Origin of the sequence: Arthrobacter silviterrae, assembly GCF_011045165.1 — a bacterium.
Lineage (GTDB): Bacteria > Actinomycetota > Actinomycetes > Actinomycetales > Micrococcaceae > Specibacter > Specibacter silviterrae.
The window spans coordinates 60,457-75,679 of the sequence record NZ_JAAKZI010000021.1; the positions used below are offsets into that span (position 1 = coordinate 60,457).

At 67.8% G+C, this 15,223-nt stretch carries 12 protein-coding genes and 2 tRNA genes; 1 reads left to right on the forward strand and 13 read right to left on the reverse strand.

Annotation, left to right across the window (positions count from 1 at the left end; translation table 11 throughout):
- Positions 1-84: 84 nt before the first annotated feature.
- The 13 genes from G6N77_RS12555 to G6N77_RS12615 form a co-directional block, all read right to left on the reverse strand.
- Positions 85-732: an NAD(P)H-binding protein gene (locus tag G6N77_RS12555; RefSeq protein ID WP_165182511.1), complete on the reverse strand. Its 648-nt coding sequence runs from the start codon at positions 730-732 to the stop codon at positions 85-87.
- Positions 733-853: 121 nt separating this feature from the next.
- Positions 854-927 (reverse strand) — tRNA-Met (locus G6N77_RS12560).
- A gap of 63 nt (positions 928-990) precedes the next feature.
- Positions 991-1,062 (reverse strand) — tRNA-Thr (locus G6N77_RS12565).
- A gap of 304 nt (positions 1,063-1,366) precedes the next feature.
- Positions 1,367-3,310: a DEAD/DEAH box helicase gene (locus G6N77_RS12570; RefSeq protein ID WP_165182512.1), complete on the reverse strand. Its 1,944-nt coding sequence runs from the start codon at positions 3,308-3,310 to the stop codon at positions 1,367-1,369.
- Positions 3,311-3,681: 371 nt separating this feature from the next.
- Complete coding sequence (locus G6N77_RS12575; protein ID WP_165182513.1) at positions 3,682-4,341, reverse strand: MOSC domain-containing protein; 660 nt, start codon at positions 4,339-4,341, stop codon at positions 3,682-3,684.
- A 22-nt stretch (positions 4,342-4,363) separates the two neighbouring features.
- Positions 4,364-5,002 (reverse strand): NAD(P)-dependent oxidoreductase, encoded by a 639-nt coding sequence (locus G6N77_RS12580; RefSeq protein WP_165182514.1) that lies wholly within the window; start codon positions 5,000-5,002, stop codon positions 4,364-4,366.
- Between the two features lie 24 nt (positions 5,003-5,026).
- Positions 5,027-5,701: a response regulator gene (locus G6N77_RS12585; RefSeq protein WP_165182515.1), complete on the reverse strand. Its 675-nt coding sequence runs from the start codon at positions 5,699-5,701 to the stop codon at positions 5,027-5,029.
- Positions 5,698-8,256, reverse strand: a complete 2,559-nt coding sequence (locus tag G6N77_RS12590) for a DUF4118 domain-containing protein (RefSeq protein WP_165182516.1) — start codon at positions 8,254-8,256, stop codon at positions 5,698-5,700. The genes G6N77_RS12585 and G6N77_RS12590 overlap by 4 nt, the downstream gene beginning before the upstream one ends.
- A 33-nt stretch (positions 8,257-8,289) precedes the next feature.
- Complete coding sequence (gene kdpC, locus G6N77_RS12595) at positions 8,290-8,871, reverse strand: potassium-transporting ATPase subunit KdpC (protein WP_165182517.1); 582 nt, start codon at positions 8,869-8,871, stop codon at positions 8,290-8,292.
- Positions 8,872-8,893: 22 nt separating this feature from the next.
- On the reverse strand, positions 8,894-10,978 hold the full coding sequence (kdpB, locus tag G6N77_RS12600; RefSeq protein WP_165182518.1) for a potassium-transporting ATPase subunit KdpB: 2,085 nt from the start codon (positions 10,976-10,978) through the stop codon (positions 8,894-8,896).
- Positions 10,975-12,630, reverse strand: coding sequence for a potassium-transporting ATPase subunit KdpA (kdpA, locus tag G6N77_RS12605; RefSeq protein WP_165182522.1), 1,656 nt, complete (start codon positions 12,628-12,630; stop codon positions 10,975-10,977). The genes kdpB and kdpA overlap by 4 nt, the downstream gene beginning before the upstream one ends.
- 9 nt (positions 12,631-12,639) lie before the next feature.
- Positions 12,640-12,732: a K(+)-transporting ATPase subunit F gene (gene kdpF, locus G6N77_RS12610; protein ID WP_165182519.1), complete on the reverse strand. Its 93-nt coding sequence runs from the start codon at positions 12,730-12,732 to the stop codon at positions 12,640-12,642.
- A gap of 192 nt (positions 12,733-12,924) precedes the next feature.
- Positions 12,925-13,674 (reverse strand): SDR family oxidoreductase, encoded by a 750-nt coding sequence (locus G6N77_RS12615; protein ID WP_165182520.1) that lies wholly within the window; start codon positions 13,672-13,674, stop codon positions 12,925-12,927.
- 119 nt (positions 13,675-13,793) lie between these two features.
- Between G6N77_RS12615 and G6N77_RS12620 the strand changes: the two genes are divergently transcribed.
- Entirely contained in the window at positions 13,794-15,167 is a 1,374-nt protein-coding gene (locus G6N77_RS12620) for an amidohydrolase (RefSeq protein WP_240902108.1), read from the forward strand.
- Positions 15,168-15,223 lie beyond the last annotated feature (56 nt).

Sequence of the window (15,223 nt, forward strand, 5' to 3'; positions counted from 1 at the left end):
CGGGCTTGAAAGGACAAACGGGGCCGGCCAGGCATGGGTTCAACGCAGGACGGGGAGCCGCGTTCTTGCGGGAGGCGCTGGAACTCAGGCGTTGAGCGCCTGCTCGACGGACGTGTCCCCGTCGGTGAACTCGATGGTGCGCCGCACGGTGTCCGGGCGGTCCAGGACGGCGGCTGCAACCAAGGCAACGTTGGCGCGTGAGGTGTTGCGGCGGGCCGGATCCACCGTGGTGGTGACAGTTCCCGTGGCTTCGTCCGAGGTCAGGGCCCCGGGCCCCAGGATGGTCCAGGCCAGGCCCATGGCGCGCAGGTGCGTGTCCGCAGCCGCCTTGGCTTCCGCGTAGGCGAAGAAGCTGTCCCCCGGCGGCACCCCGTGGTCGGTGCGGGCCCCCAGGTAGGACACCATGACGTAGCGGCCCACCCCTGCCTTTTCGGCGGCGTCCATGGAGCGGATGGCCGCGTCGCGGTCCACCGCGTAGGTGCGTTCGGCGCTGCCGCCCCCGGCGCCCGCTGACCAGATGACGGCGTCCTGCCCGGCCACCAGGGCAGCGAGCTGGTCCACGGAGGAGGAAGCGACGTCGTGCACCACCGGCGTGGCGCCCGCCGCGGCTACATCGTCAATCTGGGCCGCGCTGCGGATCACGCCTGAGACGTCCCAGCCGGCATCCCTGAGCAGCGGGGCAAGCAGCAGGGCGATCTTTCCGTGCCCGCCGATGATCATGGCCTTCTTCATGGTGCTCCCTTGCCTTCCGTCCACGCCGTGTGGAAACCTTCGCTGCCGAAAGGCCGTGCCGGAACACAAAAAACCCGCAGCCTTCAGCTTCTTCAGCCTAAGACTACGGGTCGTATTTTTGTAGCGGCGGGGAGGCTCGATCTCCCGACCTCACGATTATGAGTCGTGCGCTCTAACCAACTGAGCTACGCCGCCATAAATGGGTTTGGCCCGTGTTCCGCGGCCAAAACCGTCTTGACACGAGCCCACCCATTTGCGAGCCCCCCACCGGAATCGATCCGGTGACCTCGTTCTTACCAAGAACGCGCTCTACCACTGAGCTAGGGGGGCAACGAGAAAATACTTTACCAGCGGTTTTGCAGGATGCGAAATCGAGGGTTCCCACCCCGGATTTTCGGCATTGCTTCAGGGTCCGTACAGGCATTTTTCGGCCCAAAACCGGCCACAACGGGCCGTTGGCGGCGAGCCCGGGAACGTGGATTCCGGGACTTCGGCGCGGTGAAAATGATATGCGTCACAGCCGGCTTGGGCCACCCTGTCAAAAAGGGGGCGGGATGCCCGCGTACGGCATCCCGCCCCCTTTCGAGGCCTCACATCACCACGTCACCGATGGGTGCCGCAGAGGTGGGCGTGTTTACCACTTGCCCTTGCTGTTGTAGTTCTGGCCGCCGCCTTCGTGGCGGGGACGGCGGTCGCCGCCGCCGTGGCCCGTGTGGCCCTGGCGTTCAGCACCGTAGCCCTGGTCCGAACCGCGTTCGCGATCGCCTCCGCGGTAGCCGCCCTGGCCGCCGTCGTACTTCTTCTTGAAGCCGCCCTGGCCGCGGTCATTGCGGTCACGGTACGGGGCGCCTGCGCCGGCGGACGCCGGGCGGCGGCCCTTGTCCAGCTCGAGGTTGATGAGCTCACCGCCGATGCGGGTCTTGCTTAGCGCGCGCCACTGGTCCTTGCTGAGCTCGGCCGGCAGTTCCACCAGGGTGTGGTCGGAACGGATGTCGATGCCGCCGATTTGGGCCGAGGAAAGCCCGCCTTCATTGGCAATGGCGCCAACGATGGAGCCGGGCATGACGCGCTGGCGGCGGCCCACCGAGATGCGGTAGGTGGCGTTGCCCTCGGTCAGGGTGCGGGTCGGGCCGCGGGAGCCGAAGCCGTCCTTGGAGCGTTCCTTCTTCTGGTATTCCGGGGCCGCCGGGAGGTCGTTGACCAACAGCGGCTGGCCGCCCTGGGCCATGACAGCCAGTGCCGCGGCAATTTCCGAGGCCGGAACATCGTGCTCTTCCTCGTAGCTGGCGATCAGGTCGCGGAACTTGGCGACGTCCTTGGTGGCCAGGGTTTCCGTGATCTTCTCGGCAAACTTGCCCAGGCGCAGGGTGTTGATGGTCTCCGCGGAGGGAAGGTGCATCTGCTCCACCGGCTGGCGGGTGGCCTTCTCGATGGCGCGCAGCAGGTACTTTTCCCGCGGGGTCATGAAGAGGATCGCGTCGCCGGAGCGGCCGGCGCGGCCCGTGCGGCCAATGCGGTGCACGTACGACTCGGTGTCGTGGGGGATGTCGTAGTTGATGACGTGGGAGATGCGCTCCACGTCCAGGCCGCGGGCGGCAACGTCGGTGGCCACCAGGATGTCGAAGCGGCCGTCGCGCAGGCCCTCGATGGTCCGCTCGCGCTGCTGCTGCGGGATGTCGCCGTTGATGGCGGCCGCCTGGAATCCGCGCGACTTCAGCTTGTCAGCCAGTTCCTCGGTGGCCATCTTGGTGCGCACAAACGCAATGACGCCGTCGAACTCTTCAACTTCAAGCACACGCGTCAGGGCGTCGAGCTTGTGCGGGCCCATGACCTGCAGGTAACGCTGGCGGGTGTTGGCGCCCGTGGTGGTCTTGGCCTTGACCGTGACCTCGGCAGGGTTGTTCAGGTACTGCTTGGAGATGCGTCGGATCTGGCCCGGCATGGTGGCGGAGAACAGGGCAACCTGCTTCTCATCCGGGGTCTGCGAGAGGATCTGCTCAACATCTTCGGCGAAGCCCATGCGGAGCATCTCGTCTGCCTCGTCCAGCACCAGGTACTGCAGGTGGGACAGGTCGAGGGAGCCCTTGGACAGGTGGTCGATGACACGCCCGGGAGTGCCGACAACCACCTGGGCGCCGCGGCGCAGGCCAGCCAGCTGGGGGCCGTAGGCGGAGCCGCCGTAGACGGGCAGGACGGAGAAGTTGTCCATGTACTTGGCGTAGGAGGTGAACGCTTCGGCAACCTGCAGGGCCAGCTCGCGGGTGGGCGCCAGCACCAGGATCTGGGTGTTCTTGGTGGGGCCGTTGAGGTCCATCAGCTCAGCCATGCGGGACAGGGCCGGAACCGCGAACGCGGCCGTCTTTCCCGTGCCTGTCTGGGCAAGGCCCACCACGTCGCGGCCCTCAAGGAGCAGCGGGATCGTGGCGGCCTGGATGGGGGAAGGCTTTTCGTAGCCGACGTCGCTCAGGGCGGACAGCACGCGGCCGTCGATGCCAAGTTCGGCAAAAGTAACTTCCGGGGCGTCTTCCTTGTTGATGGTGACGGAACCGGAAGCGGTGTCAGTGGTATTTTCGGGCATGGTGGTAAATGTCCTCATTCATAGGGCCGGGCGGCGAGGGCGCCGCATTACTCGAAATCCAGCCGCAACAGGTATCCCAGGCAGGATCTCGCGCCACATGCGCACCGTTGGTACGGCCGCCGGTGCCAGCCTAGGCCAACACCGTGTGACGTTTCTTTGCCGGCAATCCCCTATGAACGCTACTTGCCCGCGCAATTACCGCGGGCCCCATACACTTCAGGCTCCTGCCTCAAAAATTGGGCAGAAAATAAAAGGAGATACCGGAGTGGGGGATGTTTAAATTGTAGGGCATACCTTACCCATTCGGGCGGCCCAAAGTCGATGGCTCCCAGTGAGGTTGCGCACAAACGCCCGGACGGGCTGCCGCGAAGCTACTTGGCCCCCTGCAGGATCCGCGGGAAGTACTTGTCGTAGTGCCTGCTCAAGGTGATTTCGCCGGCGTCGTGCAGGGCCTGGAGCGTGAGCACATCCTCCACGGTGGGATGGGAGAAAAACTTGCCCACCGTGATGCCGTGAGCCGGGGTGGACTCCACCACAATCGGATCCCCCGCCTGCACCTTGCCCTTGTGGATGACCCGAAAATAGCAGCCCACGCGGCCTGCCTCTGTGAAGCGCCGGACCCACTGCGGCTCCGCCATCCGCTCGGCAAAAGTGGCACACGGGACGCGGGGCGAGGTCACCTCCAGCAGCAGGTGCTTTCCAATGCGCCAGCGCTGACCAATGACGGCGCCGGTGGTTTCGACCCCTTCCGTGCGCAGGTTCTCGCCAAAGAGGCCCGGCGGGATGTCCCGGCCCAGCTGGGCGCGCCAGTAGTCCGCATCCTCCTGCGAGTACGCGTACACGGCCTGGTCGGGGCCGCCATGGTGCTCACGGTCGCCCTGGAAGTCGCCAAAGACGCCAAACCTGCGCACGCCCACGGGCCCCTCAACGGGACGCTTGTCAATGGCGGTGACGCCAAAGCCGGTGTCCGTGGTGGCCATTTGGTGCACCCGGCACAGGGCGAGGACTGTGCCGGCAGGGGTTTCGCTCATGCGTCAACGCTACAACCAAGCGTCAGTAGGCGACGCCCACACCGTGTCCAAATGTTGCCGGATCGCCGATCATGGCGAGCATGGCGTGGGCGACATCCCCGCGGCTGATCTGCCAGCCGCCACGCAGGTTGGACTCGACGGCGGTACGGTAGACGCCCGTGGCCGGCGTATCCAGCAGGCGCGGCGGGCGCACCGCCGTCCAGTCCAGCCCGCTGTCGGCCAGTTCGCTTTCCACGATTCGCAGGTCAACGTAGTTCTCTCGGAAGATGCGGTCGACTATGGGCGTGATGACGGTCCGCAGCGGGAACGGCTGCCCCTCCGGCACGGGTCCCAACGGTGAGGCGCTGACCACCAGCAGCCGGCGCACCCCGGCCAGCCCCATGGCTGCCGTGATGGTGCGCGTGACCGGCGCCGTTGAGCCGGCCTGCTTGCGGCTGCCCGGGCCGACGGCGGAAAGCACCGCGTCCCGTCCCTCCACAGCACCCCGGAGGCGCTCCGGGTCATCGAGCACCGGCACCTCAACAATCTCCAGGTCCTGGCCCGAAATGGGCAGCCGGGAACGGTCCCGGACCACGGCCGTCACGCCGTGCCCGGCCGCGAGCGCCTGCCGCACAATTTCCTGCCCGACCTTCCCGCTGGCACCAAATACCGTCAGTTTCATGCCTGGTCCTCCCTCTTGCGCCCTTTACGGCGAAAACCTGTACCCCATGCCGGCCTCGGTCAGCAGGTGGACGGGATTGCCGGGATCTGCCTCAAGCTTGCGCCGCAGTTGCGCCATGTACACGCGCAGGTAGTGGGTCTCCTTGGCATAGGCCGGCCCCCACACCTCCGACAGTATCTGCTGCTGGCTGACCAGCCGGCCGGGATTTCGCACCAGCAGCTCCAGCACGTTCCATTCCGTGGGCGTCATCCGCACCGCCTCGCCGCGCCGGGTGACCCGCTTGTTGGCCAGGTCCACCGTGAATTCAGGCGTTTCGACCAGGGGTTCGGCGGCCTGGGCGCCCGCCCGCCGCGACGCGGCCCGCAGCCGCGCCAACAGCTCGTCCAGGCCAAACGGCTTGGTGACGTAGTCGTCAGCACCGGCGTCCAGCGCCTCCACCACGTCCAGGGAACCATGCCGGGCGGTCAGCACGATGATGGGCACCTCCGTCCAGCCGCGGAGCCCGGCAATCACCTCCAGCCCGTCCATGTCCGGCAGGCCAAGGTCAAGCACGACGACGTCAATCGCGTGGGTCTGTGCGGCCAGCAGCGCTGCGGTGCCGTTGGGTGCGGGAACCACGGTGTAGCCGTGGGCGTGGAGGTTGATTTGGAGGGCACGCAGGATCTGCGGCTCGTCGTCGACTATCAATACAGTGGTCATGCCGGTGTCCCGTTCCGTGTGCGCTGCTGGACCGCCCCCGTGGACAGGGGAAGCCGCACAATCATGGTCAGCCCGCCGCCGGGCGTTTCTTCCGCTTCCAGCACACCCTCCATGATTTCAGTAAATCCCTTCGCAACAGCCAGCCCCAGCCCCACGCCCGTGCCGCCCTGGGCGCTGTAGGAGACGTCGTCGAGCCGTTGGAACGGGCGGAACATGGCCACCACGTTGGCGGCCGGCACGCCCTTGCCGTGGTCAATGATGCGCAGCTCGCTGGCCGGGCGGCCGTTGACCGTGGCACTGCCGCTGCCCCCGACCGAGCCCACCACCAGTATGTCCGAGTCTGGGGCGTACTTTTCGGCGTTTTCGACAATGTTGGCAATGACACGCTCCAGCAGGCCGGGGTCCGCTTCGACGGCCGGCATGTTGGGGGGCAGTTCGCTGCGCACCCGGCCCGCGGCCACACCGTGCAGGGCCGCCGGCAGGACCTCCTGCCACATGACTGCGCCCAGCACCGGGGAGACCATGTCGGCACTGAGCCGGGACATGTCCAGCAGGTTGCCGACCAGGGCATCCATCCGGTCCGAATAGTGCTCAATCGTGGCGAGCAGCTCCGCCTCATCGGCGGGGCTGAAGGTGACGTCGCTTTGGCGCAGGCTGCTGACGGCCAGCTTGATGCCGGCCAGGGGCGTCCGCAGGTCATGGGACACGGCACGCAGCACGGAGGTGCGGATCTTGTTGTCCTGGGACAGCTGCTGGTTTTCGCGCTGGCTTGCGGTCAGGGCCTGGCGTTGTTCAAGGGCAATCAGGTGGGCGCCGAAGGCCCCCAGCAGGCGGCGGTCGCTTGCCGGCAGCACCCTCCCGCTCAGGCCCAGGACCCAACGCCCTGACACCTCCTGCACATTGTCGGCCTGGCCAGGGCTTGCCGGCGGATCCTCTCCGACGGAAGCGTCCGCATGCCACGTGCTGATCTCGGGCCCCGAGCCGCTGTAGAGCGTCACGGCCCGCATCCCGAAGTGTTCGCGGACCTGTTCCAGAAACACCTGGACGGTGTCCTGGGAGGCGAGCATGCCGCGGGCCAGTTCGCTAAGTGTGGCCGCTTCCGCCCCGGCCTTGACCGCGTCCCGTGACCGGCGGGCCGACTGGTCCACGGCGAGTGCCACCGCCACGGCGACCACCAGGAAGATGGCCAGGGCCAGCAGGTTCTGGGGGTCGCTGATGTTCAGGGTGCCTACGGGCGGAGCGGAGTAAAAGTTCAGCAGCAGGCTGCTCCACACGGCTGCCGCGACGGCAGGCCACAGGCCTCCCAGCAGGGCCACGGCAATGGTGGCGGCAAATTGGATGAGCATGGTCAGCTGCAGGCTCAGGTCGCCTGTGGCCAGCTGCACCAGGACGGGCAGCACCAGGGCCAGCGCAAATCCTGCCAGGATGCGTTTCCGGTTCAGGTCTCCCCGGCCTGACATGGTCCGGCCCTTGCCCACGAGGGGGTGCGGCACCATGTGGACGTCCATGTCCCCGGCGCCGCGTACCACCTGGGCGCCCACGCCCGGCCGGGCCAGGAACCCCAGCAGGGGCTTGCGCCGTGAAGAGCCAATGACGATTTGGGTGGCGCCCACGCTGCGGGCAAAGTCCAGCAGGGCCCGGGCGGGGTCCTCGCCGCCCACGGAGTGGTAGGTGCCGCCCAGGTCGGTGACCAGCTGGCGCTGGCTTTCCAAGGCCAGCGGCACATCCCCGGCAACGCCGTCGGACCGTGGAATGTGGACGGCCAGCAGTTCCCCGCCGCTCACCCGGCTGAGGATGCGGGCCGCCCGGCGCAGCAGGAATTCGCCTTCAGCGCCGCCGGTCAGCCCCACCACCACGCGTTCGCGGGTGGGCCAGCTTGCCTCAATGCCGTGGCTTTGCCGGTAGGCCGCCACGCCTTCCTCCACCCTGTCGGCCAGCCACAGGAGGGCCAATTCGCGCAGTGCCGTCAGGTTGCCCAGCCGGAAGTAGTTGGCCAGGGCGGCATCCACCTTGTCCCGCGTGTAGACGTTGCCCGCACTCAGGCGCTGGCGCAGCAGTTCCGGCGGGATGTCCACCAGCTCAATCTGGTCCGCCCGGCGCACCACCTCATCGGGCACCGTTTCCTGCTGCCGGACCCCGGTGATGGACTCCACCACATCCCCCAGGGACGCCAGGTGCTGGACATTCACGGTTGAGTAGACATCGATCCCGGCGGCGAGCAGTTCCTCCACGTCCTGCCAGCGCTTGGCATTGCCGGCCCCCGGAACATTGGAGTGCGCGTACTCATCCACGAGGGCCAGTGCGGGGCGCCGCGCCAGCAGGGCCGCCACGTCCAGCTCCTCAAATTCGGCCTCCCGGTAGGTGAAGGTGCGGGTGGGCAGGGCCTGGAGCCCCGCCATCTGTGCGCGGGTCTGCTCGCGGCCGTGGTCCAGCACAATTCCGGCCACCACGTCCACGCCGGCCGCCGCCTGGGCGTGGCCTTCATCCAGCATGGCGTAGGTTTTGCCCACGCCGGGGGCAGCCCCCAGGAATATACGCAAGATGCCTCGTGCCATGGTCCCATTGTCGCAGTCGGTATTTGTTTGCTGTCAGTGCCCCGCGCGCAGTGTTGCCAGCGCGGCGTTGAGCGTGGTGGTGTTTACGGCCGGCTGGCCCAGGAACGCCAGGAAGCCGTTGCTGGTGTGCTCCGCGACGAGCGCCTTGACGGCAGCCTCTCCCAGCCCGCTGGCCCGCGCCACCCGCGGCACCTGGAGGGCGGCATAGGCCGGGGAGATGTCCGGGTCCAGCCCGGAGCCGCTGGCCGTGACGGCGTCCATCGGGACGCTGGCCGGGGGCACCTGCTCCCGTGCCGCCACGGCGGCCCGGTTCTTGGCGATGGCCGCCACCAGGGCGGGCTGGTTCGGGCCGAGGTTGGAGGCGGAGGATTGCGAAGGGTCCCAGCCGACGGCGGAGGGCCGCGGGTAAAAATACCCGTCGCCGGTGACCGGCTGCGCCAGCAGGGACGACCCTGCCTGCTGCCCGGACACCGTGATGATGGAGCCGTTGGCTTGGGCGGGCGCTGCGAGCTGCCCGACGCCGAAGACCAGCGCGGGGTAGGCCAGGCCCAAAAGAAGTGTGGCGAAGAAGAGGAACCGCAGCGAGGTGAGCAGCTGGCGTCCGTAGGCGTTCATGGCGATGACCAATCCGTGGGGTTTAGGCGATGGTGGGAATGAGGGCGACCACAAGGTCTAGCAGCTTGATGCCAATGAACGGGGCAATGACGCCGCCCAGGCCGTAGATGAGCAGGTTGCGGGAGAGGGCCTTGGCCGCCGACACTGCCCTGTACTTCACCCCGCGCAGTGCCAGCGGCACCAGCAGCACAATGATGATTGCGTTGAAGATGACCGCCGAAAGGATGGCGCTCTCCGGGGAGTGGAGCCCCATGATGTTCAGCAGTCCCAGCCCGGGGAAGGTGGCGGCAAACAGGGCGGGCACAATGGCGAAGTACTTCGCCACGTCATTGGCCACCGAAAACGTGGTCAGCGATCCGCGCGTGATGAGCAGCTGCTTGCCGATCCCCACCACGTCGATCAACTTGGTGGGGTCCGAGTCCAGGTCCACCATGTTGGCGGCCTCCTTGGCTGCGCTGGTGCCCGAGTTCATGGCCACCCCCACATCCGCCGCCGCGAGCGCCGGGGCGTCATTGGTGCCGTCGCCGGTCATGGCCACCAGCCGCCCCGCCTCCTGTTCGCGCTTGATGACGGCCAGCTTGTCCTCCGGGGTGGCCTCGGCCACGAAGTCGTCCACGCCTGCCTCCCCCGCAATGGCGCCGGCTGTGATCTTGTTGTCGCCGGTGATCATGACGGTCCTGATGCCCATGGCCCGCAGCTGGGCAACCCGTTCCTTCATGCCGGGCTTGACCACATCGGCCAGGTGGATGACGCCGAGCACCTGCGCCCTCGTGCCGTCAAAGGTGGCCACGAGCAGGGGCGTGCCGCCGGTGGCGGAGATCTCCAAAACCTTCTCCTCGAGTTCCTGCGGCACGAAGCCGCCGCGTTCCAGGGCATACCGTTCGACTGCGGCAGCGGCACCCTTGCGCACCTCCAGGACGCGGGTCCCGGGATTCGCCGGGTACCCGGGGGGCAGGTTCAGGCCCGACATGCGCGTCACTGCGCTGAACTCGATCACCTCCACGTCCGCGGACAGTTCCTCCGGAGCCTGGGCCGGCTGGCCGTCCCCCTGCTCCAGCGCCAGGTCCACGATGGAGCGCCCCTCGGGGGTTTCGTCTGCCAGCGAGGACAGGCGGGCGGCGGCGATGAGGCGGAAGGGGGCCACGCCGTCGGCCGGGCCAAACTCCACGGCACGGCGGTTGCCGTAGGTGATGGTGCCCGTCTTGTCGAGCAGCAGGGTGGTGATGTCGCCGGCGGTCTCCACTGCCCGGCCTGAGGTGGCCAGCACGTTGCGCTGGATCAGCCGGTCCATGCCGGCGATGCCGATGGCCGGCACCAGGGCGCCGATGGTGGTGGGGATGAGGCAGACCAGCAGGGCAACAAGCACCACGGGCGTGGGCAGTGCGTTGGCAAAGTTGGCCATCGGTGCCAGGGCCATGACGCACACCACGAAGACGATGGTCAGGGAGGCCAGGAGCACGTTCAGGGCAATTTCATTCGGCGTGCGCTGCCGGGTGGAGCCTTCAACCAGCGCGATCATCCGGTCCAGGAACGTCTTGCCGCTGGCGGCCGTAATGCGGACGGCGATCTTGTCCGACAGCACCATGGTGCCGCCCGTGACGGAACTCCTGTCGCCGCCGGATTCGCGGATGACTGGCGCGGACTCCCCCGTGATGGCGGATTCGTCCACGCTGGCCAGGCCCTCGATGACGTCGCCGTCGCTCGGGATCAGGTCCCCGGCCTCGCAGACAACAATGTCGCCCACCGCCAGTTCGGTGCCCGGCACCAGTTCCTCGGTGAAGGTGCCGGGCCCGCCCGGGCCGGCCAGCCGGCGTCGTGCCATGACGGAGGTGCGCGCGGCCCGCAGGCTGTCCGCCTGGGCCTTGCCGCGGCCCTCCGCGATGGCCTCCGACAGGTTGCCAAACAGCACCGTCAGCCACAGCCACACCGTGACCAGGGCGGAGAAGACGGCCACGGGGGAACCCTGCACCAGCTGCTGGATGCTCACCAGGGTGCACACCAGGGATCCGATAAACACCGTGAACATGACGGGTGAATGGACCAGCAGGCGGGGGTTGAACTTGCGGACGGCCAGCGGAAAGGCGGCCAGCGTGTTGGCGAGGTTCATTTCAGGAGTCCTTCAGCAGCCGGGCCCAGGGCGAGCGCGGGGAAGTAGATGAGGGCGGTGACCAGCAGTGACACGCCGCCGAGGAGGGTGGCGAACAAGGGTCCGTGGGTGGCCAGGGTGCCGGCGGTGTCCGGGACCTTGCGTTGTTTGGCCAGCGTTCCGGCCAGCGCCAGCACCAGCACCATGGGGATGAAGCGGCCCAGCAGCATGACTACAGCCAGCATGGCGGCCAGCGGCGGGCCGGACGTGGTGATGCCGCCAAAGGCTGAGCCGTTGTTGTTGGCGGCGGAGGTGAACGCGTAGAGGATTTCGCTGAAGCCGTGCGGGCCGGCGGCGGGTGCATTGGCGGCCAGGGCCGGAATGCCTGCGGTGAGCGAGGTGCCGGCCAGGGCCAGGACCGGGGTGGTGAGAATATAGACCGCCACCAGCTTCATGGGCGCGGCGCCAATCTTCTTGCCCAGAAATTCCGGCGTCCGGCCCACCATGAGGCCGCCAATGAAAACGGCGACGACGGCCAGCACCAGCAGCCCGTACAAGCCCGAGCCCACGCCGCCGGGCGCGATTTCGCCCAGCATCATGTTCAGCATGGCCAGTCCTCCGGCCAGAGGGGGCAGGGAATCGTGCGCCACGTTGACGGCGCCTGTCGAGGTCAGGGTGGTGGCAGTGGCGAAAATGGCGCTCGGGGCAACCCCCAGCCGCTGCTCAAACCCCTCCCCCACGCCGGTCCCCGTATGGGCGTAGGATCCCACGGCCAAGGCCATCAGGGACGTGGAGACCAGCCAGAAGGCCACCATGACTGTCAGCACGGTGTAGCCCTGGCGCCTGTCCCCCACCATCCGCCCGTACATGGCCGGCAGCGAAAACGGGATCAGCAGGAGCAGGAACACCTCAAACAGGCTGCTGAACGCGTTTGGGTTTTCGAAGGGGTGGGCGGAATTGGCGTTGAAATAGCCGCCGCCGTTGGTGCCCAGCTCCTTGATGGCCTCCTGGGATGCGACGGGCCCGCCGGGCACGGTTTGTGCTGCATGGGAGGCGAGGGTGTGGATGTCCGTGCCGCCCCAGTTCTGCACCACCCCCGTAATGACCAGCACCACGGCCGCCACGGTGGCCAGCGGCAGCAGGACCCGGAAGGTGCCCCGGGTCAGGTCCACCCAAAAGTTGCCCACATTGTGGGTCTCGGAGCGGACCAGCCCGCGGACCAGGGCCACCGCCACGGCCAGCCCGACGGCGGCGGAGAGGAAGTTCTGCACCGCCAGTAGCAGCATCTGCACGCCAAAGCCCAGCGTTGCCTCCGGCGCGTACGTCTGCCAGTTGGTGTTGGTGACGAAGGAAACAGCCGTGTTCAGTGCCACCCACGGATCCACGGCGCCGTGTCCCTGGTTGAAGGGCAGCACGCCCTGCAGCAGCTGGCCCAGGAACACCACCACTATGGACAGCGCGCTGAATGCCAGCAGCGACCGCACATAGACCTTCCAGTGCTGGTCCGCCTGGGCATCGATCCCGGACACCCTGTACAGCCCGCGTTCAAGGGCCAGGTGGCGGCGGCTGGTGAACGTTGTGGCCAGGTAGGCGCCGAGCGGCTGGTGGGCCGCCCCCAGCAGCAGCACCAGCACGGCCAGCTGGGTGATGAAGGAGAAAAGGTTCAGCTCCATGGCCGTCACTCACCACTTCTCGGGGCGGATCAGGGCGGCGAAAAGGTAGACCAGCAGGGCCAGCCCCACCAGTCCCAAAATGAGCCACGTCAGTAGTGCCATGGGAGACCTGCCTTCAGGGTGTGATTCGATCGTTGAGTCAATCGCACACCCCGGCAGGCGCCGTGCCCCCGGTTTTTACGCCTTCTTGACGCCCCTGCTCATCATCTTGACGGCTTTCTGACTACGCTCATCGCGCGGCCCCGGGCCCCGTTGCGGCCACGGGCACAGCTACGGGCCCGGCCCCGGGCTCGGCTACGCCGAAAAGCCGCCGTCGGCCTTGATCAGCTGCCCGCTCACCCAGTGCCCGCCGGGGGAGAGCAGGAAAGCCACCGTCGGGGCCACGTCCGCGGGCGTGCCGAGCCGTCCGCCCGGCTGGAGGGCCGTCAGTTCAGCCCTGACGGCCTCATTCATCCAGCCGGTGTCGACGGGGCCGGGGTTGAGCACGTTGGCGCTGATGCCCTGCCCGCCCAGCTCCCTCGCCGCGGCAATGACAATCCTGTCGAGGGCACCCTTGGAGGCGCCGTACGGCAGGTTGAACGCTGTGTGGTCGCTGGTCAGCGCCACGATGGCGCCGCCGCGCGGCCCGGCCTGTCGTGCGAAGGCCGCAATGAGCTGCCAGCTGGCGCGGGTGTTGACGGCAAAGTGGCGTTCAAAGCTCTCCGGCGTCGTGTCCAGAATGGCCGAATCCACCGACTCGCTGTGGGACAGCACCATGCCTTCCAGCGGCCCGGCCTCTTGTGCGATCTGCACGAATAGGCGTTCGACGGCGGACGGGTCCGCGAGGTCCGCCGGCATGGCCCAGGTTCGCGCACCGGCATCCGTGAGCTCGGCACACAGGGCGGCAACGTCGTCGGGCTGGACGCCCCAGGGCATGCGCGCGTCGTAGGGCTGCCAGTAGTTCAGGACCAGGTCCCACCCGTCGGCGGCGAGCGCCCGGGCGATTCCCGCACCAATCCCGACGGTGCGGCCCACGCCGGTGACCAGGGCAATTTTTTGCGTCATCAAGCCAGCATACGTGCCGGAATCCGGCCCCGGCCGGCGGGGACGCGGTAGCTTGGGGGTGGGCCCACCGGCCCGCCATGATTCCGACGCGAACCCCGCGCACGCATTGAAAGGCCGTCATGACCCCCACACAGCCCACCCCCAAACCAGCATTTGTCCCGGGCCGCGTGACCAGGCCGGCCCGGCCCGCCCAGCCGGGTGGGAAGCAGAGTGGCAAGCCGGGCGGGAAGCCGGGCGGCGGGAAGGGAAAGGCCGCGCCGGCCGTCAATACCGCCTCCATCAGCGCTGCCATCCGGGAAGCCGCGGACGCCGCGAAGAGGCGCGTGCTGGCCATCACCAATGCGCATGTGGTGCCGATCGAGGGCGAACCCTTCGACGGCACCGTGCTGGTGGAAGGCGGGAAGATCCTGGCACTGGGCGCCTCCGTGCAGGTGCCGGAAGGGGCCGACGTGCTCGACGCCACGGGCCAGTGGCTGCTGCCTGGCTTCATCGACGCGCATGTGCACCTGGGCATGCATCCGGAAGGCGAGGTGGGGTCCACCAGCGATGTCAACGAGATGACGGACCCCGTCATGGCGGCGGTCCGGGCCATTGACGCCGTCGACCCTTTCGATCCCGGCTTTGACGACGCCCTGGCCGGCGGCATCACGGCCGTGAACGTCAACCCCGGCTCGGGCAACCCCATCGGCGGCTTGGCCGTGGCGCTGCACACGCACGGGCGCTACATCGAGGAGATGGTGCTGCGTTCCCCCAGCGGCCTGAAGTCGGCCCTGGGCGAGAACCCGAAGAACGTGTACGGCGAAAAGAAGAAGACACCGTCCACCCGGCTGGGCACCGCGCTGGTGATCCGGCAGGCGTTCATGGCGGCCCAGAACTGGCTGGCGAAGCCCGAACCGCGCCCACGCGACGCGCAGATGGAGGCGCTGGCCATGGTGCTGCGCCGCGAAATCCCGTGGCGCCAGCATTGCCATCGGACCGACGACGTCGCCACTGCGCTGCGCCTGGCCGACGAATTCGGCTACGAGCTGGTCATTGACCACGGCACGGAGGCGCACGTCATCGCCGATGTCCTGGCGGCGCGCGGCGTCCCGGTGCTGATCGGCCCGCTGTTCACCACCAAGTCCAAGCCGGAGCTGAGGGGGAGATCCATTGCCAATCCGGGCAAGCTTGCAGCGGCGGGCGTGGAAATATCCATCATCACCGACCACCCCGTGGTGCCGATCAATTTCCTGGTCCACCAGGCCACCTTCGCCGTCAAGGAGGGGCTGGACCGGGCCACTGCCCTGCGTGCCATTACCCTGAACCCGGCCAAGGTGCTGGGGCTGGCGGAGCGGATCGGCTCACTGGCCGTTGGCAAGGACGCGGACCTGGTGCTGTGGAGCGGCGACCCCCTGGACGTCATGCAACGCGCCCTGAAGGTTTTCATTGGCGGCAAGCCGGTGTACACGTACGACACCGTAGCCCGGGTGGGTGCCGCAGCGTCGCGCGGCTAGCCCCCTCCCCACACCGACGCTCCCTCAGCTTTCGCGGTGTTTTGGCGAACGCACCC

Excerpts from the sequence above, each read along its gene's own strand:
- G6N77_RS12555 (WP_165182511.1), bottom strand. The coding sequence starts at position 732 with ATGAAGAAGGCCATGATCATCGGCGGGCACGGAAAGATCGCCCTGCTG.
- G6N77_RS12570 (WP_165182512.1), bottom strand. The coding sequence starts at position 3,310 with ATGCCCGAAAATACCACTGACACCGCTTCCGGTTCCGTCACCATCAAC.
- G6N77_RS12575 (WP_165182513.1), bottom strand. The coding sequence starts at position 4,341 with ATGAGCGAAACCCCTGCCGGCACAGTCCTCGCCCTGTGCCGGGTGCAC.
- G6N77_RS12580 (WP_165182514.1), bottom strand. The coding sequence starts at position 5,002 with ATGAAACTGACGGTATTTGGTGCCAGCGGGAAGGTCGGGCAGGAAATT.
- G6N77_RS12585 (WP_165182515.1), bottom strand. The coding sequence starts at position 5,701 with ATGACCACTGTATTGATAGTCGACGACGAGCCGCAGATCCTGCGTGCC.
- G6N77_RS12590 (WP_165182516.1), bottom strand. The coding sequence starts at position 8,256 with ATGGCACGAGGCATCTTGCGTATATTCCTGGGGGCTGCCCCCGGCGTG.
- kdpC (WP_165182517.1), bottom strand. The coding sequence starts at position 8,871 with ATGAACGCCTACGGACGCCAGCTGCTCACCTCGCTGCGGTTCCTCTTC.
- kdpB (WP_165182518.1), bottom strand. The coding sequence starts at position 10,978 with ATGAACCTCGCCAACACGCTGGCCGCCTTTCCGCTGGCCGTCCGCAAG.
- kdpA (WP_165182522.1), bottom strand. The coding sequence starts at position 12,630 with ATGGAGCTGAACCTTTTCTCCTTCATCACCCAGCTGGCCGTGCTGGTG.
- kdpF (WP_165182519.1), bottom strand. The coding sequence starts at position 12,732 with ATGGCACTACTGACGTGGCTCATTTTGGGACTGGTGGGGCTGGCCCTG.
- G6N77_RS12615 (WP_165182520.1), bottom strand. The coding sequence starts at position 13,674 with ATGACGCAAAAAATTGCCCTGGTCACCGGCGTGGGCCGCACCGTCGGG.
- G6N77_RS12620 (WP_240902108.1), top strand. The coding sequence starts at position 13,794 with ATGACCCCCACACAGCCCACCCCCAAACCAGCATTTGTCCCGGGCCGC.